Origin of the sequence: Larkinella knui, assembly GCF_003858645.1 — a bacterium.
Taxonomy (GTDB): Bacteria; Bacteroidota; Bacteroidia; order Cytophagales; family Spirosomataceae; genus Larkinella; species Larkinella knui.
The window spans coordinates 436,929-462,056 of the sequence record NZ_RQJP01000007.1; the positions used below are offsets into that span (position 1 = coordinate 436,929).

Genomic DNA, 25,128 nt, shown 5'->3' on the forward strand with positions numbered 1-25,128 from the left:
CTTGACATTGGAATGGGGAGAAAAGTAGTGGAGTTCAGCATTTGATAGCTAGCTTCCTGAACTCATCATTTCTCAATCGAAAAATGGAGCCAACTTGGGGTCAATATGTCCGTTCAAAAAAGTGTATTATACTGAATTAATTTGACCCCATTTGTGTAAGGCTATTTCAGTGTATTACAACAGCCTCATCACTGGTTTTTCCAACTGGTGTGCCTGGCATTTGTCGACGGCATGGCGAGGAATCGCAAAACGGTACGCGGGGCAATCAGGTTTTTCGATTATTGTATTGCCAAGTTTCTTGAAGAAGACGAATCAGGTAGTAGGTAGTGGCATATTGTTCCATGAAGGCTACATCACCCGGTGGAACACAAGGGCATAGATATTCAATGATTTCGGCTTTTTCATTGGGCCTCAGTTCGCGGCGCGTTTCAATGAGTTTACCATAGTAGCGTATCTGTAGTGCATCCATTTCCTATAACTGGTTTTCCGGTGTTGCACATCGAGATGGTTAACTTTTTCCTTTCAAGTCGGTTAAATATAAGCTGAATATTGTGACCCTAATCAGTTTAACCTTTCTACTAACTATCATTCAATAATCAAAGATACGACTCATAAGGTGGGGCTACCTGTGTATCGAAACAACACCATTATGCATCGTTTTGATAAACAGTAATAATTCAAGTGTTCAACTTGCGTGGGTTTTTCCTGCTCAGCTATAGGATAATGCCAAACGGTATGGCGGTGCTTATAGCAGCCCGTTGCACAAACCCTTTTGAGTTGTACTTCCATTCTGCCCGCCAGCCCCTTTCAATCCAGGGATTGGAAAAATGCCGCATTTAGGCATTCGGCAATTTCATCCGGTAAATGGCATACGGTGTTGTTCTTTTGTTTTCGCCGTCATTGTAATCGGGTTGCTTATTGATCTGAGAGCAACTGATGTATAAATAATCATCCGTCGAAATCGAAAAACTATCGGGCCATATCAGCCTTTCATCGGACACGACCTCTTCCATCTGATGCGCAGGCGTTAGTTGCACCATCTTGTAGTGCTGGTAATCGCCCAGGTACAGGTTGCCGTTTTTGTCAAAGATCATCCCGTCCGTCACCGCAAACCGTCCCAAATCTTCCACCGCAGCTTCCCGTTGGTCTTCCGGCAATGCTTCGTTCCGCAAAAATTCCGTGCGAATGCGGTAGAGTTTGTTATCGGTGAGCGGTTTGTAATACAGCCATTCGCCATCCGGTGTTAAGGCAATGCCATCGGATTGAAGGTGTACTGGCTGACCCTGTTTTTTAAATTCCTTCCCGTCTATGATCAGTGTAAAGGAAGGGTCGTGTTTTACCGAATAGTGATGGCGCAATACCTGCCGGATTGTTCCCGTTTCCAGATTAACCACCACAATCCCCCCTTCATTGGAGTTCGTTAAATACGCTACTTTTCTTTGGGTATCGACCCGCACATCGTTGATATAGCTTTTGTTGCTGAGTACACCCTCAAACCGGTATACGTTTTCGATGCTATCGGTAGCCAGGTTGATTTTGACCAGCTTAAAACAAGCGTCATACACCTGTTCCATGTTCGGGCAGGCCGGGTCCACCACCCACAGGTTGTTCTCCGCGTCAACATACACCGCCTGCACACAAACCCATTTATTCGTTCCGGTGTCCCCTTCCTGCCAGTTGTTCCACTGCTCGTCCGGATACGGTTTCACCCGGTTATTAGGGAAGATTTCTACTACACCGTACTGGTGGGGTCCGGGCCATAACGGATAACAGGTAAACAAACGACCGTCTTTCGTGATCGCCACACCGGTTAATTGGTACGTGTCGTCTAAAAAGACTTGTTCCAGTTGATGACTGCTCATACTCATAATTGGATCGGTTTAATTGTTAGAGCACCAGTAAATAGGTAACTTGTAACTCGCCGGGTAATAACGTATCAACCCAAAAGGGTTCAGCTTGTGGCCTCTTCTGGGTTGATACAATAAATCCCACCCGCTTACTAAACCGACTTATGCTTGTTCTTCCGTTTCATCACCATGAAACCGGCCGTGATCAGCAAGGCCGTCGTCGCGGCCTTTTGGATAAAAGCAGGCCGGTTGTACTTCCATTCCGCTCGCCAGCCCCGCTCAATCCAGGGATTGGGAAGTATGCCGTGTGCCAAGTCAGTTATCTTTCCCTCAATGGCGTTGATCCGGTCGGCCAATATCAGCGTCATCCAGTGCGTAGCAGTCGCTTCACTATACTGATAGGCATAGCGACGAATAGCCCCACTTAGACCGGAAGGTGGTGAGGAATTACCAAATACTCGGGTAACACCGGGTCGCTCCACCGAATGCAAGACCTCAATGTCGATGCGCTGCTGGGGGGCTTTTTCATAATTGAGCCGCTCGTGGTCCGCACCGTTCCAATGCTTCATGGGGTAGGTGGGATCATTTTCCGGATCTGCATCCATGCCCCAGCCGGGGATGTCTTTGGTGCGCTTATCCCGGTTTCGATCCGCAATCTTGCGGTCCTGAAATTCGTCTATTTTATCTTCTAATACGGTTTGCATACGATAAGGTTTTAAGCCGCATTGGCGCGTGGAGGAATTAATAAGGGTTTGATGATGTGGTCCAGCTTACTGGAAAACATGCGGTACGCATCCGGTACTTCTTCCAGCGGAAGCCGGTGGGTAATCATTTCCTTGGGATTGATTCGCCCGCTCATGATGTGATCAATCAGCTTGGGCAGCAGCCGTTTCACCGAGGCCTGGTTGGCCCGTAAGGTAATCCCTTTATTCATGAGACTTCCGATGGGTGCCAGGTTCCAGGGCGGACCGTATACCCCGATGATGGAAACAATGCCGCCTTTTTTTACCGAGTTAATCGCCCAGTGCAGGGCTGTGGCATCGCCGGCTTGCAAAAGCAGTCCTTTACCGGTGATAGTTTGTAAGGCACTGCCGGTGCCATCGCAGCCTACCGCATCGATACATACGTCAGCGCCAAAGTAATCGGTGGCTTTTTTTAAGAACAACACCGGGTCTCTCATTTCCCGAAAGTTGTAAGCCTCGGCAAAAGCAAACTTGCGGGCAAACTCCAGGCGATAGTCGACGTGGTCAATCACAATGACCCGGGTAGCCCCGAAAAACCAGGCAAAGCGGGCCGCCATCAGACCAACCGGGCCGGCTCCAAATACCACCACAGTATCGCCTTTCTGGATGCCGCCCTGCTCGGCCGCCTGATAGCCCGTGGGTACGACATCCGTCAGAAGAACGGCGTTTTCCAGGTCCATTCCTTTGGGGATCACCGTTGGGCTCACATCGGCGTACGGTACCCGAACGTATTCGGCCTGTCCGCCATCATAGCCACCGCCGGTGTGCGCATAGCCAAAAAAGCCGCCGACGGCTGTGGCTTGCGGATTTGACTCATTGCAATTGCCGTAGAGTTCTTGCTTACAATGCGGACAGGTGCCACAGGCAACATTAAACGGCACTAGCACGTGGTCACCCACTTTCAGTTTTTGCACGCCCGAGCCTACCGCTTCGACTACGCCGGTAAACTCATGGCCAAAGGTCATGCCCACCCGGGTATCGGGCACACGACCGTGATACAGGTGTAAGTCGGATCCGCAAATCAACGAACGCGTTACGCGCACAATCGCATCATAGGGATGCTTAATCTCTGGCTCGGGCTTATGACGGTCTAGCCTGATTTGACGGGCCCCGCGAAAATTCATTGCTAACATAGCTTCCTGTCGTTAAACGTGATTGAACTATCTACTGAAGACGTCAAGCTGTTATGCCGCAAGCGGCTACCTACCACAGAGATAGGTCAAGGAGGAGTAACATCAATTAAATTGTCTATCCACTACATGCACCCAAGCTTAGGAGGCAAGCGATTGGGTTATCCGAAGGAATGCTGCCTGTATCCGGCATGCCAGTCAACCGTTCCGAATACTTCTTCCCTTCAGACTGAGAAACAACTGCCCATCGTCTATCTGATTCCACAGATCCGTATTGTCTCGCAAGACAAGTGCCTTCGCCCGGTTGACCCGCAGCCGAAGGGTTGCCCTTCCGTAAGCTGCCCATGAGGGCTCTAATAGCCGCAGCTATCAGCATCGTCTGGCCGCAAAGGCGACTTCTTTTAGTGTTTACTTTGCGTGAGATCCAGCCAACTTGGTCAAAGTCGCCTACTTGTCTGGACACAACTTTTGTTTAACAAGAAAGTTAATATGAAACTAAAAAAGTGAGGGTACGGGCGTATCTAAAAAATGGACCGTGCCGTTTTTTTGCTGGTCAACGGGCATTCGGCACTACCACCATAGGCGGAAAAGGCGGACGTGGCCCTTAAGTCTGCCCCTGAATGGACAGCCGTATCCGAAACAGGGTGCCTACACCTGGTCTGCTTTCGATCTCCAGACTAGCCAGTAACAGTTCACACAAACCCTTGACGATGGATAAGCCCACTCCTTCCCCTTGGTGAGCAAACCCGGAGCGGGAGGAAAGGGCGGTAGCCGCTTGCTGAGCGTCGGACCTACCATTGGCCGCTGTGCTTTCGGGGGAGGGGACTCCCAGGTGGGGTAGTGAACCCGCCAGAGCCGCGGTAGACAAGCCCTGTCCCGAATCCTGCACGCTGACCATCCAGCGAGACTCATTCTCCCGGCTCCAGCAGACCGATACCCAGCCCGTAGGGGTATGCTGGAGCGCGTTGAGCACCAGGTTCTGAATAATGCGTTGAAGCTGAAGGGGGTCACACTCGACCGGCAAGCTGGCCGGCCCGTCTGCTTTGAGTAAAAGCCCCCGCTCTGCGGCCAGCGGCTGGTAGCTCGCTACTAGACTGGTCAACAACGGACCCGCATCCAGAGGCTGCATGTGCACGGTTTCCTGTCCTGCTTCTAACCGGGCCAGGTCCATCAACTGGGTAACCAGCGAGCGGCAAGTTGTCAGGTTCCGCAGTAACATGTCCAGCATCTGTTTACGCTCCTCTTGTGAATCCATCACCAGTTCCAATAAAGAAGCGGCTCCCTGAATGGCCCCGAAGCCACCCCGCAGGTCATGGGAGGAATGACGTAGGATCTCACTGCGTTGCTGGCTGAGCTCCTGAAGTTCCGCCAGGGCTTTTTCCAGGACATTAACCCGGCTGGCGGCCGCCGTACGTTGTAAGTCGGTAAACTGGCTCACACTACCGGTGTTGATCTGATTAACAAACGCAAAGAGGTGCTCATAGGCCAGGGTGATCAATGGGGAATCGGTTGAGGGGTAGAGTTGCCAGAAGGTCCGCAATTCGGCCAGCATACTCTGACTTAAATAGTGCATCTCGGCCAACAATTCGGCCAAGATATAGCCCTTCCGCCAGCGAAGAAGGCCATGGTCAGCGGCTAAGCGGTCCACCTGGGCTTCCTGGTCCTGATGCTGCAACTGCTGCTGGAGCACATTGAGCATGAACGGGACTTTGTTGGTAAACTCGTCCCAGCTTAAGCGGTTGACGCTTCTCAGGCCCGGATCGTTCTCACAAGCGGTTCGCCAGTTGGTCAGCAGCGCTGGGCGCCGGACGGCCAAAAAAGAGGCGAGTTGGCCTAACGGAGCCGACTCTGAATGGGCAGGGGATATCATGTGGTTGAGCTGGAAAGATCCCTACATCCGGCAGGAGCGGTTCGTCCGGAGGAAGTGATCCCAACTGGGCAACCAGGCGACAGGAACGTATACACAAACCGTTATCCGTTCGCCTGAGGTAACACTTGTTTAATCGAGTTGTTTAGAAAATTAGAATTTCTTTTCGTAAAATCTTTGTGCTTTGCAGATCTTCCTGCTATCAGCGGCCCGCAAGGTGGCCCGACGACTCCCTTTTCCCCACATCCGGTATGGCCTCGTTCCTGGAGGGCCCTTTATCGACTCTAGCTGGACTAAACCAAATGGTTTACGCTTCCACTCACGGATCCATTCAGTGCGGAGAGCCGATCATGGCGGGAAGCTATATCGTCCTGAGTAAGAACCAGCATGAACCCCTATACGGCATATGTCTATCCTGGTTCTCTGGTGTCTACCCTCACAGCAGGGAATGGCACCAATTGCCGGTGCTGTATTTAGGTAATTTCGTTTTATTATCAAGCTATTAAAGGCGTTTATCGAGTGAACTAACAGCCTAGAAAACAATGCCGAATGGAAAGTCAATCGTTACCGATAGGGGGTACATCGACAAAAAGGCACGGTGCAGGCCTCGCCGTGGCGCCCCACCTCTGAAAAATCACAGTCCGTCCTGGGTCGGCACCGCCAGGGCGGACCGTATCGATTACGCCTGGTCACAGGAGCGGTCGCGTCTTCGCTGTACTATACGGCTCTTTTTCTGATCATGTAATGCAGCGACCGGTACGCCGGAGCGGGAACGCAGCTAATGGTAGAAACAGATTCGTATCCCATTGGTTACTCCAACTGTGTTAGCTACCCCATCAAGGCAACGCACCTGAACAGCAGCACAATCGCTAGCAGATCAAATCAAAAGCGCTTGTTTTCATCTGACTATAAGGAGCGAGAACATGAATAAACGGCAACCGCCTTTGGCAAAGAGCGTCGCCGTTAGAATCAAGTTTTCAAGCTTATTGAAGCGGACCAATTAACTCGATGAACGTACCGTCGGGATCCTGCACAAAAACAAAGTGCGCTTTGGCATTCAGGGGTGTAGGGGTGCTACCCAGAAACGGCACCTTCAGGTGCGTTAGCCGGTCGATAATGGGTTGCAGCGCTTTCACCTGAATGGTGATATATTGCATGCCTGTGTCGTCCTGAATATGTTTGGGCTTCGGATGCGCCGGTTTGCTGCCCAAACTCATCAGCTTCCAGTCGGTGGCTTCAGGGCTGTTTTCGAGCTTCAGGATGGTTACGTTCGTGGCTACACCATTGGTCAGGCCGGAACGTTTGCCGAACTCTTCATTGATGGTAAAGCTGCCGGTTTTGACCATACCGATTCCATTCACGTAAAAGTCCAGCGAGCGTTCGAGGTCGGACACTACCACCCCTACGCCAATTGTTTTGCTGGCGAAATTGGATTGCCCCAGCGCGCTAAGTGCACACCCAAGTATTATTAGTGTTATTTTGGCCCATCTATAGAAAGACACCCTCGTTTTGTTCTTCTTGAAAGGAATCATTGGTTACTTCGTTATAAGTCTGATTTGATGTAAACCCGGAGTGATCGTCCCGTTACTAACTGTGATTTTTAGTATAATCGCTTCCTTGTCCTCTGCTTTCAATCGGATCGTTTTCCCTCGACAAAAAGGATCTCGGCTGGTTTTTCGTTGCTTACCAAGCTCATGGTCTCCGGCTTTATGGTATCTAAAGTCCGAATATCACTATTCCTACCCGACCGGTTTTTGTTTTGCAATTGGTAGGTGCCTCAACTAATTTTTGATCGTCCTGTTGGCCTGACGCTGAACTTTAGCCTAGTTTGGGTCCTTAAGGGAACGGCCTTCTGACTGGAAAGTCCTGTCAGTTCATTCATCCAGGCTGGAGCGGCAGCCGGACCGCTACGGTCGTCCAGCTATCGGGCTGGCTTTCAATTTCCAGCGAACCGTTGTTTAATTCTACCAGCTTTTTTACAATAGCCAATCCCAGACCAAATCCCTGTTGTTCGTATTGCTGGCGGTCAAACTGGCTGTACGGTTCGATTCGGGTCCAATCTTCCGGCTTGAAAAACCGGCCTTCATTTGATATGGCCAGCAGATAACTATCAGTTTCCTGGCGTCCGGTTACCGCTACGAGACCGGCTTTGTCCGAAAACTTGACCGCATTATCCAGCAGTTCATCTAAAATAATGCGAAGATTATCGTCCGAAATACGGAGTTGGGCGGTTGCCACATCAACCCGCCGATTGATTTCCTGATCCTGCCGCTTTTCAACGTGCTGGATCTGTTTTTCAATCGTTTCCGAATCAATGGTGGTCTGACCGGTCGTAAAAACCAGGTAGACCTCATGGGAGGGATTCGCGCATTTCAGGATATCCATCAGTCGCACGTTGTCCAACGATCGTTTTAGTCGCAAACCGCAAACCCGGATCATCTCCAGCATGGATACCGTATCTTCGCGATCGAATTCGTCGAAATGATCGATCAGCAGGTTCGTAAATCCTATAATTCCGCCGAGTGGCGTGTTGTGTTCGTGACCGGCCGTTTGGGCAACTCTAAGGTGCTGCTCGTTCAATTGGGCCAGAAGGCTGGCTTTTCTCAGGGCTTCGCGTTGTAATCGGGCTTGAATGGCCAGCAGGAGATTTTGGCTGGTAAATGGTTTGGTCAGATAATCATCGGCCCCGAGGGCCATCCCCCGTCGCAAATCCGTCATATCCGCTTTGGCGGTTAAGAACACAAAAGGAACACTGGCCAGGGAGCGATTACCCCGTACGGCTTCCAGAACTTGATGCCCGTCCATACCCGGCATCATGATATCGCACAGAATCAGATCGGGTTGCTTCAGGATTGCCTGGGTGACACCCTGGATTCCGTCCGGAGCGGTTTCAACGTCAAACCCGTTCAGGCCCAGCCATTCGGCTATGTTTTCACGAATTTGTACTTCATCTTCAATAATTAAAATCTGCGTTGACATGCTAATTGGGTAAAGTAATGGTAAATGTAGTGCCTTTGGCCTCTTCGCTTCGAACTTCCAGTTGGCCTTCGTGGACTTTTACAAACTGGTGGGCAATAACCAGACCCAGGCCGGTGCCCTGGATTGAGGTGGCGTTTCGGGCCCGAAAAAAAGTTTGGAAGAGGTTTGGCAGGTCTGCGGTGGGTATGCCGATGCCCTGATCGGTCACCGAAATAAGCAATTGGGCTTGCTGAAACACGATGCGTAACTCCGGATTGGCCTTCGAAAATTTGAAGGCGTTTGAGAGCAGATTGACGATGACGTGACTCATGAGTTTCTCGTCCAAATAGACCGGAACAGGCTTCCCTTCGACCACAAACCGAACGGTACGATGATCCTGACGCTGATTAAAATGAGTGGCGACAATCTCCTGGCAATGAGCTACAATATCAACGGGCTCCGGATGAAAGACGACTTTTCCGGCTTCGATCCGGCCGATGGTCAGCATATCGGAAAGCAATTCGTCAAATGCCCGGATTTCATTTTTAATAACCCCTAAATGCCGTTGAATTGCGGTGTTAGCGGTGATTTCGGGCCGGTCCAGATAATATTCGATCAGATCGACACTCGACTGGATGGTGGCTAAGGGAGTACGGAATTCGTGCGAAGCGGTGGCGACAAACTGTGATTTCAGCTTATTGAGTTCCTGTTCCCGTTCCAGCGATTGCTGCAACACCAGTTCTTTTTCTTTCTGGCTGGAAATATCGGTGGCGATGCCGATGCAACGCAACGGAATGCCCCGACTATCTTTCATCACAAAACTACGGACATTGAGCCACCGAATCAGGCCATCAGCTCCCCGGACGCGGTATTGAATGGGAATTTCTTCGCCCTGGCGATACCGCTCGAATGCCGCTGCTACCATCGGCAGGTCTTCTGGCAAAACGGAGCTCAGAAACGAAAAGGGATCGTCATACAGCCGTTGGGAGGTGATGCCAAATACGCGTTCGTAGGCCGGGTTAATGTATAACAATTTAAAAGGATCAGCCGATTGAATCCAAAACACCTCATCCACATTTTCAGCAATTTCGCGAAACCGTTGTTCACTCTCCCGCAGGGCATCTTCGGCCATCTTTCGCTCGGTGATATCGCGCGCCGATGAATAAACCAGTTTCTCGTAGCGTTTGGCGCGCCAGTGGATCAGGCGATAACTGCCGTCTTTGTGCCGATACCGGTTTACATACCCGTCGATGACGGGCTGTTGGTACATTTCTAATGATCCGGCCCGGTCGTCGGGATGAACAAATTCCAGGAAATGCTGCCCCTCAAGTTCTTCCGCCCGATAACCTAATGTGTCGGTCCAGGCCTGATTTACTTTTAAAAAATGCCCATCCAGACTGGTAATGCAATGCAGATCAAGCGCTCTTTCAAAAAAGATTTTCAACTCGCGGCTCGTTTGCTCGGCCTTTGCTTCAGCGGCTTTCAACGCCGAAATATCGGTTGCTATCCCCACATAGCCCGTTATCCTCCCTTCCTCATCCTGAAGGGCGCTGGCGGTCATTAAAACCGGAATACGCTGGCCCTTTTTGCCCAAAATCAGGCATTCCGTGTAAAAAAAGCCATCCGTTTCCAAAGCCAGTTTAAACCGTTCCGATGGTGACGAGTCGGAAGCAGTTTGGTAAGAAACAATAGGAATCGGAGCTTCCGGGGTGCCCGGCTCCATCTGAACCACCCGTCCGATCAGTTCGTCGGATGTATAGCCTGACAACTGTTCGATGGCCAGATTGGCCGTCTGGACGATTCCATTGGTATCTGTCGAAATGATGGCCTGCCTGGCGTGTTCCAGAATCGCCTTTTGCCAGGTCGATAACTGCCAGATCTCGTGCGTGCGCTCGGCTACGCGCTGCTCCAATTGCCCGGTATATTGTTTTACCTGTTCATGGAGTTGTTGCTGATGCAGAACAACCGTAAGCTGACTGGCCACTTCCCGGGCAATCTGAAGATATTCCTCCGTGAAAAAATCGGGTGTCCGCGCTACCAGAAAAAACGCACCGATGCACTGCTGTTGCCTGACCAACGGCACCGCCACCAGCGAGCGGAATCCCTGCTCATACAGCGCCAGTTCGGGCGGGATTCCCTGCCTATCCGGGAGTAGTTGAGGAATAACGACCGGCTCTCCTTTCAGGAAGGGATCGGTATAAAAGTACTCAGCCGGAATGATAACATCGGGTTGGGCCTCCAGCACGCCATCCGCCAGGCAGTACTCGGCGTAGGCAAGCCCCGTGGTTTCACTGATGCGGAACACCAGCAGCCGCTCACACGGCATCAGGTCGTTGGTATGCTGTAATGCAAGGAGAATCGGTGATTCGTCCGGCCGGTTGCTGCCCAATAAAGCCCGGTCGATGGTGCGTAATCCCTGCAACCGCTGGTTGGTGCGTCGTACCTTTTCTTCATCCAGCATGCGCTTTCGGGCGTTGACGATCAGGGTGCTGAAGGTCTTAAGCAGGGAAATATCAGCTTCATCCCACGTCTGCTCATGCTGAACGCCATAAAAGCCGACAAAGCCCACGGCGGCTCCCTCGATAATCAACGGAATACTTAACAGGGAGCGAATGCTCTTTTCACCTAAAATGCTCTTTTCGGTATGAGCTTCTGCGGGTAAATCCTCCAGCGTTCCCAGCCGGATCACCTGTCCGGTCAGCATCATCCGAAGCCACCATGTGAAGGTTTGAAAGGGTATGTTTTGCAGGTCATTTTTCAGGGAAGCAATACCGGGAGCGCACCATTCGTGCACGCAGCTTCCCCGTTGCTGATCGGCCGAAAACAGGAAGACCGATGCCCGATCGGCTCCGTTATAGATACAGATCTGCCGCAAAGAATCCACAATACCGGCGTCCAAATCAGCGTCTGCCAGGTTAATCAGTCGGCTGGACAGGGCAGCGATCATCGATTCCAGATCCAGCCGTCGTTGCAGATTTGCCTCGGCTTTTTTATAGTCGGTAATGTCCTGAATGGTCACCAAAACCCCACTCGCCAGCGGGGTTAGTAGAGCTTTCCGCCAAACCGTGCCCGTCTGACCAGGATACGAAAACGGATACTGCTGGGCCTGGCCGGTCTGCGTAACGGCTACCAGAAGGTCAAAGATGTCGTCCTGAAGCAAGCTCGGAACCACCTCGCCCATCGTACGCCCGGTTAGTTCCTTTTCGGTCAGGTTTAAACAATCGGCATAGATTCCATTTACCAGCAAATACCGAAAATCGGTTATCCGATGGTGTTCATCCCAGACCGGTTCGAGCAGCGTAATCCCGAAGGGAGAGTTATCAAACACCGCCTGCAACAAATCATGGCCCGAAGAAGATGCGGGATTAGATTGTGGAAAGGAAGAATCATTCATACAAACTACTAATTACTACGGTATTAAAAAAAACTTATTAGCTAATCAACGCAGCAATCTAATTTGTTGCCGCTATTATCAGTTACATGGGTTGCGTTATTTAAAAAAAACGAAGCCTCATTTATAAAATAGCACCGATTTCAGAAAGTAGGTATCCGGGATTAGTTTCTGCCTGATAAATGATTATATAATCATTTATTCTAACAATCAAAATGACTATCTTTGTCTATCTTTATATTAAAAATAACCATCTGGTTACGTATGTAAGTAATCCATGGTTGTTATTCAATTGTAATTTATTGTCTGCCAGTTAGTTGTAATTTTAAATTGCGGACTTGCTTTAATTATCACATAGTACAATATGACCACTGTTTTATTGGTCGAGGATGAGGAGAAATTGCGGGAGAATATTGCAGAATTATTGCAATTATATGGTCATGTTGTTGAACAGGCAACCAATGGGAAAGAAGCCTTATATCGGTTGAAACAACTACAGCCGGATCTAATTATCTGCGATGTCATGATGCCCCAGATGGATGGTTTTACGTTTCTTCATACCATCAAACAAAATCTTTCCTTTCGGCACATTCCCGTGATTTTACTGACGGCTAAAGTAGCCAGAGAAGACCGGATTGCGGGTCTGAAACAGGGCGCAATCGACTATTTAACGAAGCCTTTTTTGAAAGAAGAGTTGTTGCTGAAGGTCAAAAATCATGTTCAGTTAAAAACGGATGTTACGGCCATTATTTGCCAGAAAGAAGGTGAAAAAGCCATCCTGACTGTTCAATTTGTTAAACGGGTAACGGAACTACTGGAAGCGCATTATTCCCAAAAAGATTACCAGCTATGTACATTGACCGACGGATTAGGAATGAGTCGCTCGGCAGTCCAGCGGAATCTGAAGCGTTATTTTTCCAAAAATTTTCTGGAGTTGCTCAAAGAATTCCGCCTTCGAAAGTCAGCGGATTATCTCATCAACACGGATTTGTCCCTGGAACGAATCGCCGGGCAGTGCGGTTTTGGAAGTCAGTCTTACTTTTCCTCCTCGTTCAAAACGGCCTTTGCGTGCTCTCCGCTGCGTTATCGAACGGAAAACCAATTTCTCCGGCAGATAAACGAGACGTGAGTCAAGAATTTTCGGGCGCCATGAGCGGCAGGGGCAACAAAAAAAGCGAGATTAAAACGCCTATTTTCATTTTTGGCTGCGCCACGACGGTCCGCCGATGCGGTGGGCCCGTTTGGTAGCGAAGACCTGCGTACCAATTCTGTTTGGTATCCTCGCTCAATAAGTGGTAGTATTTGCCAAACATCCCAACTTTGTTTGCATTAACCCGGTTAACGAAAAAGCACACACGTTGCCATTGTACAGCAACCTCTCCACGTATCTTCTTTTAGCATGGCTCGACAAACAAACGCCAACGACCAGGACGATAAAGCAGCATCGGGATATGTCCGCGTGCGGGGGGCACGTGAGCACAACCTCCAAAATATCGACGTCTCCATACCCCGAAATCAGCTGGTCGTTTTTAGTGGGGTCTCCGGATCGGGCAAGTCTTCCTTGGCCTTCGGCACCCTCTATGCCGAAGCCCAGCGACGGTACCTTGAATCGGTTTCCCCTTATGCTAGGCGGCTGATCGATCAGGTGGGCGTGCCGGATGTCGATGCCATTGACGGCCTGCCGCCGGCCGTCGCCCTTCAGCAGCAACGCGGCACGCCCAATGCCCGCTCGACGGTAGGTAGTTTGACGACCCTGTCAAGCCTGGTGCGCATGCTCTACTCGCGCGTGGGTACCTACCCCCCCCGCCAGACGATGCTCTATGCCGAGGATTTTTCCTTCAACACCCCCCAAGGGGCTTGTCCCCGCTGCCAGGGCATGGGCCGCGTGCATACCATAACGGAAGAGTCGATGGTTCCGGATCCTTCGCTGACCATCCGCCAGCGAGCCATTGCCGCCTGGCCCACGGCCTGGGGCGGTCAGAACCTGCGCGACATTTTAGTCTCGCTGGGCTATGACATCGATAGACCCTGGAAAGACCTGCCCCAAAAGGATCGACAGTGGATTCTCTTTACGGACGAGCAGCCGACGGTTCCCGTCTATGCCGGCCTTACCCCGGCCGAAACGCGTCAGGCTCAGCGGCTAAAGATGGAACCGAGCTACCAGGGAACCTTCAGCAGCGCCAAGCGAAACCTGGAGCACACGCTGGCCCATACGGACAGTGCCGCCATGCGCAAACGCGTGTTGCAGTTTATGATCAGTAGCCCCTGCCCGGTATGCCAGGGCAAGCGCTTAAAGCCCGAGGCACTTTCGGTGACCTTCGCCGGTTACGACATCGCCGATCTCTCGCACCTCTCCCTGGAGCAACTGGCAGAAGTCATCAGGCCGGCAGCGAATGGCGAGTTTGCCTCCCACATGAATTCGTCCAAGTCGCTTGTGAGTCGCCAGGCGGCAAAAGCCGCGCTGGATAATCGCGTGCAGGCCGGTGGCTCGGCGCACAAGGGCGCCCCTGATGTGCGCCGTACCGATGACCTCTCGCCTGAAAAGCGCATCGCTGCCGAGCGCCTGTGCGGTGATCTGCTGGATCGCCTGACAACGCTCCTCGAGCTGGGCTTAGGTTATCTGTCGCTGGACCGCAGCACGCCCACCTGCTCATCCGGTGAGTTGCAGCGGCTGCGTCTGGCTACTCAACTTTCCTCCCAGCTCTTTGGGGTCATCTATGTGCTGGACGAGCCGACGGCAGGACTGCACCCGGCCGATGGCCACGCGCTCTTCGACGCCCTGGATAGACTCAAAGCGTCGGGCAACTCGCTGTTCGTGGTCGAACACGACGTTGAGCTGATGCGTCGTGCCGATTGGCTCGTTGATGTTGGCCCGGAGGCCGGCAGTGCGGGCGGACGCATTCTCTACAGTGGAGAACCCCAAGGCCTTAGGCAGGTCAGCGAGTCCCGTACCAGGCCTTACCTTTTTGAGGAAACAACCCGGCTCGATGCCCGCAACCGTTCCCCGAAAGGCTGGCTGCGCCTGGAAGGAGTCCGACGAAATAATCTCAAGGGCGTTGACGTGGCTTTCCCGCTGGGTTGCTTTACCGCCGTGACCGGTGTCTCGGGGTCGGGCAAATCCAGCCTGGTGAGTCAGTCTCTGCTGGATCTGGTGACAGCGCACCTGGGCATGAGCCGGGAAGAGGCCGAGGAAGATGCGCTGGAGGAGACCCCCGCCGAAAAAACCGTCGGTCGATTGCGGGGCGATGTCGATGCCATACAGCGACTGAATGAGGTGGATCAAAAACCAATCGGACGAACACCACGCTCCAACCTGGCCACCTATACCGGCCTTTTTGATCAGGTCAGAAAACTCTTTGCCGCCACGCCGGAGGCCCGTAGGAGACACTTCGATGCCGGCCGCTTTTCCTTCAACGTCGCCAAAGGGCGGTGCCCAACCTGTGCGGGAGAAGGCCAGGTCAGCATCGAACTGCTGTTCATGCCGAGCGTGTATGCCCCCTGTCCGACCTGTCATGGCGCTCGCTATAACGAAAAGACGCTTGAGATTAAATGGAACGGCCAATCCATTGCGGATGTGCTGGGCATGACGGTTGACGAAGCCTGCCTGTTTTTTGCTATGGAAGCGTTAGTGTTGCGGTCCCTGGAAACGCTGAGGGATATTGGCCTGGGTTATCTCAAACTTGGACAAAGCGCGACGGAGCTTTCCGGCGGTGAGGCCCAGCGCATCAAGCTCTCCACCGAACTGCAACGTACGCAACGCGGCACCACCCTGTACGTGTTGGACGAGCCAACCACCGGCCTGCATCCGCGTGATGTCGACCGTCTGCTGGTTCAGCTCAACCGCCTGGTTGATGCCGGTAATACCGTTATCGTTGTCGAGCATGATATGCGCACGGTCGCCCAGTGCGATTGGGTCATTGATGTCGGGCCCGGAGCCGGGAATGACGGCGGTACGATCGTTGCGGCAGGCACACCTGCTGAGATCGCCGCGAATAAGGCAAGTCGCACGGCACCTTTCTTGGCGAACATCCTGGATCCAGAGCGTCAAGTACTGGAAAATACGGTGCCACTGCCCACCGCCTGGCGGCCCCGCTGATTTCGTAGCAGAGTGACTATCCCATCCGTCAAATCAACATTTCATACCTTTTTGAACCTATACTTCAATCAAGCTTTTCTATAAAATTCTTCTCAAAACACTGAACCAAAAAGTAGGGCCTGAAAAGTTTACGCAAAAAGGTTTCTGAGACTAGCTTTTTGACCCAGCTAAAGAATACTATCTGTTTATTCGCAGGTATTCATTACCTCTTTTCCGAAAGAGAACGTTTTTCTGAACGGCGGTCGGGTAGGAGGGAGAGGGGAAAAAACGGCCCATTATTCGTTTCATAAATCCGGTCTGTTTTCTTGTTTACTTCAATCAACGGTCAGACAGTTAACTTGGACAGTTTGACCGTTTCAAGCGTTTCTACATAGAGCTTATTAGTAGCTTGGAAGACCAGCTCTCGGCAGGTTCTGCATGAACATTTGGCCACTCCCATTGGTCAAAATAAAGGTTCGGATAGTTTCCTCAGTGGAAATAAGCAATGCACACGCTGCCGTCGCCCAGGGGTTGTCAGCAACCAAAACAGCGACAGGAATGATGAGGTGAACTGAATGAACTAAATCTAAGTACCATTCTGGTATTACCAGATAATCAGCCAAAAGGCTCCGAGACTCTCCCTCTTTAAACTGGGCTTTCATCGACTTAGAGGGTGCTCCTTAGTCATTAATTTGAGTATCAGTACAGAAACTGATCTGGTGGGGATATTAATATCGATCTCTGGCTTTACTGAGGGCCCAGCGGTAGTCAGTAACTATCCTTACAAATAATTGATGATTTTTTGCATATTTAGGCATATTTTAACCCTGTAAATCCGAATTTTCGATAAAAAAAGTAGAAAATCTGCAAAAATCTTTGAAATTTCGGGTAAGCATTCTATCTTTGTGTAGAATTAAAGTGAAAATGTCATGTTACTCTCATTTGCTGTTAAAAACTTTGGGTCAATTAAGGATAGGAAGGAAATATCATTTCTAAAAACCGGCCTTTCAGGATTTGCGGGAAACTATGTGAAGTTGACAAAAACAGAGTCGGTATTAAAGTCAGCTGTTATATATGGACCCAATGCTTCCGGGAAAAGCAATTATTTAAAAGCGTTCCGGGCTATGGAATATTTGGTGATTCACTCATCCAACTATAAGCTGGATGAGAGTATCGAACCGTATGAACCCTTTCTTTTGGATAATACTTGCGCAGTGAGTCCAGTAGAAATGGATATCAGCTTTTTTTACGAAAGTATTCAGTACGATTATTCCATTTCTTTTTCATCGAAGAGGATTGAGCGAGAAGAGCTTTTTTGTTACCCTGCAAAAAGTAAGTCACTGTTGTATTCGCGTACTGCTGAAAAAGACATGAAATTTGGTGACTATTATAAAGGGGTAAAGAAGGCGATTGAAAAACTCCTTCTACCCAATCAACTGTTTTTGTCGAAGGCTTCTGACAACAACATTGATGTATTAAAATCGGCGTATTTGTTTTTTCGAAGGGGCCTTTCCGTATTTCCGCTGATGGAAGACCATATGGAAAGCAGTATGGCTATGCTCTACGCAAAAAGATTGGCCGAGGGTAGCTCATCGAAATTTGCCAGACGTTTTAACGCCCTCATCTGTTCATTGGATACGGGTATATCTTCCGTGACTGCAAAGGAGCGTGATTGGCAGGACGGCGCATTGAGCGACTTGCCTGAAGAGGTCAAAACGAAAATCAAAGAACAATATAAATACGAAATCAGAACGCTTCACCCCGTATTTGAAAACGGCGTCAAAGTCGACGAGCGGGCTTTTGAAATTAGGAGTGAATCAACGGGAACCCAGAGCCTTTTTGCAATCGGTGGAATTTTACTTGATGCCTTGGACAAAGGCCGTGTTCTGGTAGTTGATGAGTTCGAGAAGAATTTACACCCAGAAATTACCAAGTATTTTATCCGGATGTTCCACAACCCGGACATTAATCAAAAGAATGCTCAGCTGATTTTTGCGACGCATGATGTAAGCCAGCTTTCCAATGATCATTTCAGAAGGGATCAGGTTTGGTTTACCAGCAAAGACGAATTCGGAAGTACTGAGATCAGGCGCTGTTCGGATATTCCTGGGTTACGCTTAGGTACTCCAATTGATAAGTGGTACGCTAGTGGTCGTATTGGCTCAACTCCGCAAATCGATGACCGTAATTTTATTATTGAAATGCAAAATGGAAGTGAGAGTGAAAACTAACCGAGCGCTAATTTTTTGTTCAGGTACCACTGAATATCTCTACGCAAAATCGTTGCAAATGGAACTACCCCGTAATCGGAGAGGAGCCATATCTGTTGAGGTGACAAACCAAAGGGCCTGTGATCCTTGGGCGCTTGCTCAGGAAGCGGTGCAAAAGAAAAAACAGGCTAACCGTGACCGGAATCCTTTTAATAATGTATGGCTGTTTTACGGGAATCCAAGCATAGAGGTTCCGGATTTGCTTCGATATATTGGTTCAAATGGCCTAAGTGGCGCATACTGTCCAATCTGTTTAGAGCAATGGTTTATTCTTCATTTTGAAGATTTTGCTGCTACGTTTGCATCCAGAGATGAAGCGGTAGAGCATTTAACACGGATTTGGCCGCTGTATAAGAAAAATCAAATCGATGCATATACGGAATTAAAGCCATTGCTACCATTGGCCATCGACCGAGCAACCACCGCAAATCGGCAACCGACTATTCCTGGAACTGAAACGGTGCCAATTTTTACAGTGCAGAGCCTGCTGATATTTTTCGATTCCTTACGGCAGGCAAGCTAGGAAGCAGAATTAATGCTATAAAACCGAAAGGTTTTTATCAAAATGGAAAAAGCCCGAAGGCTCCGACCCCTTCTAGGCTTTTTAGTATGTCAAGATTCAGCGTGCAGTTTCCTGCAGCATACTACTATGACGGAAATAGGCTTTGATGCAAAAGTATTAAAAGTTCAACACAATACAACTTTTAATACGCTATATCAAAATAAGTTTCGTATAGCCGAACTGCTGAGTCGAAAATTAATGCCGACCTGAGAAAGTTAGGTCGGTGATTTTTAACTCATAAACAATTCAGAAAATGAAGAAATTGTTTGCAAATGGCTATACGAGCTGGCCTGGCACGATGGATGAAGTGCCCACGCCGAAAGTACCCGATTTACAAATAAGCATGGTGTTCACCGCTCAAACAAAGGAGGTGAATCATGGCTAATCCTACTATCAAATACTTCCCGGTGGGAAACGGCGACATGTCGCTTATTACCCTCGAAGACGGCACCAGAATCCTGGTTGACTGCAAGCTAACCGCGAAATCCGATGAAAGCACGGATCCAAAAATTTATGATGTCAAGAAGGATTTGCTGAACTCTCTTCAGAAACGGAATGGAAACTACTACGTGGATGTGTTCATTCTGACCCACGGTGATCGGGATCACTGCCACGGATTTAAAGACAACTTTTACCAGGGTGATCCGGCAAAGTACGAACAGAAACACCGTGACCAGAACCTAATCACGATGGATACGATGTGGTTTTCGCCAATGATTGCTGAACAGTACACCAACGATGATGAAGACGCTCATCAGTGCGAAGCGGAAAGGCGCCTTGATCTACACAGGAAAAATCATGCTGATAAAGACAAGCCCGGTAACCGCATCAAAATAATCGGATACGACAGCAATAAAGATTATAAAGACTTAAATCATCTGCGTGCCGTGCCTGGTGATTTAGTAACCAGATTTAATGATGTCGATCAGAAGAAGTTTTCGATCTTTATTCACGCTCCTTTCAAAATCCACCTGGATTCCCCGGATAAGGATAAAAACTCGGCCAGCATTGTTTTTCAGGCGAGATTTAAGGCCTACAGTTGGGATTCGGACTTTTGCTGTTTGGCGATGTTCGGCGGAGATTCGGACTACACAACTTGGGCACAGATTCTGGAACGTACGAAACGTTTTAAAAATGATGTCAACCAGCAGGCACTGAACTGGGACCTGTTTCTTGCTCCCCACCATTGCTCCTGGAGCTTCTTCAATGATACTTCAGAAGATGATGTACAATCTACTTCGCTAGAAGCGTTAGATTATGCCCGTAGGGGGGCATGGGTGATTGCCTCCAGTAAGAAAATCGTCAACAATGATGATAATCCACCTTACGCTGATGCCAAAAAGGAATACATTAAAAAGCTCTCAGGGACGGACAAGTTCCTGAATACCTCCGTTGAACCGAAGGAATCCGCACCTGAACCAATAATTTTTGATATTACGGCTAAGGGCCCAGCCAGAGCACCTAAAAAGTCCACCGGGTCAGCTTCGGGTTCGGCAGGCGGTGCCGGTGCTGCAGGAACGGTTGTAACCCAGGGATAATATGCTGCATAGTGATTCTTTACAACCGCATGCAGGTGAGTTGTCTGCTGAGGTTCTGTTTGCCATACAGGAAATCAGTCAATACTTTGGGATCAATGATCCCAAAGTATTGACTCTTGATCAGTGGAATGTAGTTATACCGGTCACCTACTCAGTATCATTACCGAGCCGGGGTGCTGTGGATGATATTAGCATCAGTAATGAAGAACCCATGCTGATACAACTGTCATTGAATAGTTACCCGCACATCGCGCCTTATATTTTAAGTGACAGGAAAAATTTTCCCCGAGCACGGCTTTCGCATTTGTATTTTACAACGGATGGAGAGCCGGCAAGGCTATGTCTGGCTCGCAATAATCCCCACGAATGGTTCGCGACGATTAAAATGAGCGACTTTCTAGACGTGGGTGGGCAATGGCTTTATAAGGCAGCTACGGGTCAGCTCGATGATGATGGAGATGAATTTGACCCTACCAGACTGGAGGGAAATGTTTTCAAAAATCATATCTATCGGTATGATATGATCAACGAAGTTGTCATTAATGACCAGAGATTAGTCCCTAACCTGCCTGTAGCCTTGTTTGGTGGGGCCCAGCTTTTAAAAGCGGGAACGCTATTCGCTTTTCAGACTAATGTTCCTGTTCCACTTTTTGTGTTTGAAAGTGTTCGTGATGCTATAAGAGAGCTTCCGAAAAGTGAAGGTAAGGATCTTAGTGCAAATCCCATGCTTACTTTCGTCTTTTGGGATCCCGATGGTTCAATAGATAATCGATATCTGACATCACGGCCTGAAAATTATGGACAGCTTAAAACGTTCTTCAGTTTGCGGGGAATCGACTTGCATCAGGCGCTACTGAAACTTGAAGAACTCGGCGCTATTATCAGGCTTGGCCTGTGCGTTATTCTTGCTATCAAACGACCTCGCAAAGTAATCGGATACAATGGTAATTATGAGTTTGTAAATTTTCTGATCTCCTTGCCATCCGAGGGCGTTGCTGCTGCTGATAATGACACTGAAGTAACGATTCAGGGTCATATTGAGCCATTTAATAAGGACATGGCCAATTACCTTTCTGCCAGGGACCAGACGCCTACTACGCTTTACATTGGTGCGGGGTCGCTTGGATCTAAGTTGATATTGCATGATGCACGGAGCGGTAACCTCCAGATAGGCATTTGTGACGATGACAAAATGTTGCCACATAATTTGATCCGCCATGAATTATTTGCTGATCAGTTAGGCCAAAATAAAGCAGAAGCACTCGCCACTGTAATTAAACAATTTTATCCGGCAGATAGCACCGATAAAATTAATGCTTTTGAATTCAGTGCGATTTTTCTGGACCGCATATTTCAAGAGTACAAACAAATAATCGATACCACAGCGAGTGTGCAGGTGATGAACTTCCTGTTAGCAAAGCAACTGCCGGCAAACACCAGGTATTATAAGGCGGAAATAGCGGATGCAGGAGCCCTTGGCTTATTTTATGCGGAAGGGCAAAACCGCAATCCAAGGATGGACGATTTGGTGAATCTCGCCTGTTTTTATGCTACCAAGAACCAGCAACTCCGGACCTGGAGAATGAACGATGCACATCGGGAAGTTACCCATTTAAATGTGGGGCTAGGTTGTAATTCGACAACATCTGTGTTGGCGGATGATATGCTAAGTTTTCATGCCAGCGTGTTTTCAAGAATATTAGCAACAGCGGCATCTCAGCCGAGACAAGATATGTCAGGAATATTGGCAATGTCGAGCCTGGACGAAACGACAGGGTTTCCGAACATCGGTACAGAATACATAGAAGTGCAGGCATTTGACGTATTGACCTGTAAAGCCGGTAGCGAATGGCAGGTGCGACTGATGGGTGGCATAAAAGAATTGCTTTTCGAGAACAGTGGGCAACAGGCACCTAAAGAAACAGGGGGAGTATTGATCGGTATTGCTAATTATAAAACGAAAACGATCCATGTTTTTGACATTATCGCTGAGCCGCAAGGTAGCCATGGAGCTTGTGGTGGGTTTGTTCGGGGAGCAATTGGGCTGCCGGCTGAAATTGATGAAGTCAAGCAAAAGACCGGTGATGTAATTGGTTACATAGGGGAATGGCACACGCATCCTATGAATCTGAAAAGATTAAGCACAAGGGATGAAGCAACCATTGCTGAACTTAAGGAATTGAATCGCGCTGTTCCTATCCCAACCTGCGCCCTGATCGTGACACTAGATGAACTGCTGGTTTATGTTTACGAGTAAATTTAGGACTGGCTATGCGTACAAATAAAAAAGTAGGATTGGCTTTATCTGGAGGAGGCTACCGAGCAGCCGCTTTCCACTTAGGCACTTTAAAAAAGTTACATGAGCTGGGCATTCTGTCCCAAATTGATGTAATATCCACCGTTTCCGGCGGATCAATTACGGGTGCATACTACTGTCTAAACCAAGGAAATTTCGCGGCTTTTGAACAGGAGTTGACACAAAAACTCTCCACCAATAGCGTTATTCGTTCGGTCGTCTTCTCCTGGATATTTCTGCGAACGTTGGTTTATATTGTTGGGGGGCTGACTCTAACCGTTTATTTATTAGTAACTGGCTGGTTGTGGATTGCTGCGTTTGTGGGGCTTTTATGGGTTTACTGTCTCATACGATTTCAATTTTCAATATTTCCGATAAGCCGCCGAATCGAGCGGGCTTATGATTCCTTCTTCTACAAAGGGGCTACCCTTTCGGATTTACCCGATCGGCCCGAATTAGCCATTGCGTCCACCAATCTGCAGACCTGTCGTCCATTTACCTTTTCAAAAAGGAAAATGGAGGATTCACTCTATGCTCACCAACATAGAATCCGCTTTCTTCACCATGTATTTCCGCTGTCCCGGGCCGTTACTGCTTCGAGCTGCGTTCCATTTGCATTCTCGCCGGTACGAATTGACCGGGAATTTTTCCAAAATCCTGAACAGTTTGACAGCGTTTGTCCCTACTTGGTAGATGGTGGTGTTTTCGATAATCAGGGTATTCAGAAGCTTTCCCAACCCGGCAGCTCGTACGAGTGTGATGTGATTATTACCAGCGATGCAGGTAATAAACTACCTTTTGAAGGCACATATACGAACACGTTTGCCTTACTGCTTAGAACTGTAGAGACATTCATGACCCGAATCAAAAATTTTCAGATGGCTCAGCACCTTTTCGATGCCGCTAAAAGCCACCGAAAAGAGATTGCGTACCTCTCGCTGGGCTGGGATGTTGAAAAATGTTTATTGGGATTCTTGGACGGCTTAAAAACTGGTCGAATTTCGACTCGGTTGATTGAAGCCCATCAGATTCCGGAAGAGTGGCTGTCGGATTTGGATACCTATAAAGCAGCTGTGTTGGAGCGACTTCAAGCCAGTATAGACTATTGTCATATCATCAATGAAAAAGTTGCCGATCAAGATAAACTGGTGGCCAGAAGAGTTTCAACGAATTTAACAAAATTAACCCCTAAGCAGATCGATTGCTTAATACGGCATGCGGCAAATTTGACTGAAATCCAGGTTCGGCTGTACTGCCCGTCGTTGATTTGAAATTTGGCCGGAATAGACCGGCAATTGTAATGAAATCGGTGGGTTCAAGAGCTGATGTAACCTAATCGAAGATTTGTGATAGAAAAGGCTTGATATGATTGTATTCAATTATCTACAGCTGAAGGTACCTATAAATTTTCCAAATAAGTTAACTGTTTTTAAGTGGAGCAGGCTGGATAAATTTTAGTGGCAGTTCACATAACGTGAACTTTTATACTATCTTTACGTTGTATTATGAAGGTTCATCTAATAAAAAAAGAGACGATCGAGGCTTATGTTGAAAAGAATGCCCGAGGTAAAAGCTCCTTTGCAAATTGGTTAACAGCAATCAAATTTGCCGATTGGCAGGTACCGGCAAATATTCTTGACACATTTGGAGCAGCCGATTTATTAGGCAATGGCACTAATAGAGTCGTGTTTGATATTGGTGGTAATACATATCGCATGATCTGTAAGTATGCTTTCGGCGAGAAACAGATTCATCTCTTTGTCTGCTGGATAGGAACCCATGCACAGTACACAAAGCTTTGTCAAAAAAATCAACAGTATACTGTAAATGACTACTAAAATGGAAGTGCTGAAATATAAAGTAATCAAATCGGAGAAGCAGTATAAAGAATATTGTGGTACTTTAGAAGATTTAGTCATTAGAGATGGCGAAAGCACGCAAGATGAAATTGAACTGCTTACGTACCTGATTATGAAGTGGGATGAGGAACATAACTCATTCAATGAGGTAGATCCTATTGAATTGCTCACATCATTAATGCGCGAAAAATCATTAAAGGCAAAAGACTTAGCAGAGATTTTAAGTGTAAGCAAAGGCCTCGTTTCAGATATTTTAAATTATAAAAAAGGCTTATCAAAAGAAATCATTAGGACACTTTCTTGCTACTTTAAAGTTTCTCAAGAAGCTTTTAACCGTCCCTATAAATTGAGAGTATCATTAAATAGCCATTTAAAAAATGCCAGTGTGATGAATACAAGAAAAGAATTACAAATGACTTAGAACATGTTGGGAAATATTATTTGGTTATTTTGCCAATCGGTTCCGCATCAATGCACAGTTAGCCCACAAAAGCCATGATTCTGCACTACTGGTGGTCTGCTCATAATCTTTGGTAACCCGTCGAAAGTGGTTTAACCAGGCAAAAGTTCGTTCAACTACCGCACGGGCGGC

The 25,128-nt window shown here is 48.5% G+C and carries 19 protein-coding genes; 10 read left to right on the forward strand and 9 right to left on the reverse strand.

The features are described 5' to 3' along the window. Positions 1–265 precede the first annotated feature (265 nt). From EHT87_RS30290 to EHT87_RS30325, 8 genes are all read right to left on the reverse strand, one after another. A complete protein-coding gene (locus tag EHT87_RS30290) occupies positions 266–469 on the reverse strand; it encodes a hypothetical protein (RefSeq protein WP_124910521.1) in 204 nt (67 codons plus the stop codon). Between the two features lie 367 nt (positions 470–836). Continuing rightward, complete coding sequence (locus tag EHT87_RS30295; RefSeq protein ID WP_229321479.1) at positions 837–1,862, reverse strand: L-dopachrome tautomerase-related protein; 1,026 nt, start codon at positions 1,860–1,862, stop codon at positions 837–839. 137 nt (positions 1,863–1,999) lie between these two features. After that, entirely contained in the window at positions 2,000–2,551 is a 552-nt protein-coding gene (locus EHT87_RS30300) for a hypothetical protein (protein ID WP_124910523.1), read from the reverse strand. An 11-nt stretch (positions 2,552–2,562) separates the two neighbouring features. Continuing rightward, positions 2,563–3,723, reverse strand: a complete 1,161-nt coding sequence (locus tag EHT87_RS30305; protein ID WP_124910524.1) for a zinc-dependent alcohol dehydrogenase — start codon at positions 3,721–3,723, stop codon at positions 2,563–2,565. A 601-nt stretch (positions 3,724–4,324) separates the two neighbouring features. Next, a complete protein-coding gene (locus EHT87_RS30310) occupies positions 4,325–5,536 on the reverse strand; it encodes a sensor histidine kinase (protein WP_185716389.1) in 1,212 nt (403 codons plus the stop codon). A 1,034-nt stretch (positions 5,537–6,570) separates the two neighbouring features. Continuing rightward, positions 6,571–7,119 (reverse strand): VOC family protein, encoded by a 549-nt coding sequence (locus EHT87_RS30315; RefSeq protein ID WP_229321481.1) that lies wholly within the window; start codon positions 7,117–7,119, stop codon positions 6,571–6,573. Between the two features lie 346 nt (positions 7,120–7,465). Then, positions 7,466–8,566 carry a hybrid sensor histidine kinase/response regulator gene (locus tag EHT87_RS30320; protein WP_124910526.1) on the reverse strand — a complete coding sequence of 367 codons (1,101 nt, stop codon included), beginning with the start codon at positions 8,564–8,566 and terminating at the stop codon, positions 7,466–7,468. 1 nt (position 8,567) lies between these two features. Next, the gene (locus EHT87_RS30325; protein WP_124910527.1) at positions 8,568–11,939 is read right to left on the reverse strand and encodes a PAS domain S-box protein; all 3,372 of its coding nucleotides are present in this window, start codon (positions 11,937–11,939) and stop codon (positions 8,568–8,570) included. A gap of 361 nt (positions 11,940–12,300) precedes the next feature. Between EHT87_RS30325 and EHT87_RS30330 the strand changes: the two genes are divergently transcribed. Then, a complete protein-coding gene (locus tag EHT87_RS30330) occupies positions 12,301–13,065 on the forward strand; it encodes a response regulator transcription factor (protein ID WP_124910528.1) in 765 nt (254 codons plus the stop codon). Between the two features lie 270 nt (positions 13,066–13,335). Continuing rightward, complete coding sequence (locus EHT87_RS30335) at positions 13,336–16,032, forward strand: excinuclease ABC subunit UvrA (RefSeq protein WP_124910529.1); 2,697 nt, start codon at positions 13,336–13,338, stop codon at positions 16,030–16,032. Positions 16,033–16,412: 380 nt separating this feature from the next. On the opposite strand, the gene EHT87_RS30340 is transcribed toward EHT87_RS30335, so the two are convergent. Next, positions 16,413–16,673, reverse strand: a complete 261-nt coding sequence (locus EHT87_RS30340) for an HAD family hydrolase (protein ID WP_124910530.1) — start codon at positions 16,671–16,673, stop codon at positions 16,413–16,415. Positions 16,674–16,940: 267 nt separating this feature from the next. Between EHT87_RS30340 and EHT87_RS30345 the strand changes: the two genes are divergently transcribed. From EHT87_RS30345 to EHT87_RS30375, 8 genes are all read left to right on the forward strand, one after another. Further along, on the forward strand, positions 16,941–18,242 hold the full coding sequence (locus EHT87_RS30345; protein ID WP_124910531.1) for an AAA family ATPase: 1,302 nt from the start codon (positions 16,941–16,943) through the stop codon (positions 18,240–18,242). After that, positions 18,220–18,804 carry an RloB domain-containing protein gene (locus tag EHT87_RS30350; RefSeq protein ID WP_221622096.1) on the forward strand — a complete coding sequence of 195 codons (585 nt, stop codon included), beginning with the start codon at positions 18,220–18,222 and terminating at the stop codon, positions 18,802–18,804. Before EHT87_RS30345 ends, EHT87_RS30350 begins: the two co-directional genes overlap by 23 nt. Positions 18,805–19,096: 292 nt before the next feature. Next, complete coding sequence (locus tag EHT87_RS31795) at positions 19,097–19,228, forward strand: hypothetical protein (protein WP_262707768.1); 132 nt, start codon at positions 19,097–19,099, stop codon at positions 19,226–19,228. Further along, on the forward strand, positions 19,221–20,381 hold the full coding sequence (gene mblB, locus EHT87_RS30355) for an anti-phage 6A-MBL system MBL-fold protein (protein ID WP_124910533.1): 1,161 nt from the start codon (positions 19,221–19,223) through the stop codon (positions 20,379–20,381). Before EHT87_RS31795 ends, mblB begins: the two co-directional genes overlap by 8 nt. A gap of 1 nt (position 20,382) precedes the next feature. After that, on the forward strand, positions 20,383–22,638 hold the full coding sequence (gene cap2-3 / locus EHT87_RS30360) for an anti-phage 6A-MBL system cap2_3 protein (protein WP_124910534.1): 2,256 nt from the start codon (positions 20,383–20,385) through the stop codon (positions 22,636–22,638). Between the two features lie 14 nt (positions 22,639–22,652). After that, positions 22,653–23,948, forward strand: a complete 1,296-nt coding sequence (locus EHT87_RS30365) for a patatin-like phospholipase family protein (protein ID WP_124910535.1) — start codon at positions 22,653–22,655, stop codon at positions 23,946–23,948. Between the two features lie 234 nt (positions 23,949–24,182). Beyond that, positions 24,183–24,515, forward strand: coding sequence for a type II toxin-antitoxin system HigB family toxin (locus EHT87_RS30370; RefSeq protein ID WP_124910536.1), 333 nt, complete (start codon positions 24,183–24,185; stop codon positions 24,513–24,515). Position 24,516: 1 nt separating this feature from the next. Beyond that, positions 24,517–24,957 (forward strand): helix-turn-helix domain-containing protein, encoded by a 441-nt coding sequence (locus EHT87_RS30375; RefSeq protein WP_124910537.1) that lies wholly within the window; start codon positions 24,517–24,519, stop codon positions 24,955–24,957. The last annotated feature ends 171 nt before the right edge of the window (positions 24,958–25,128 follow it).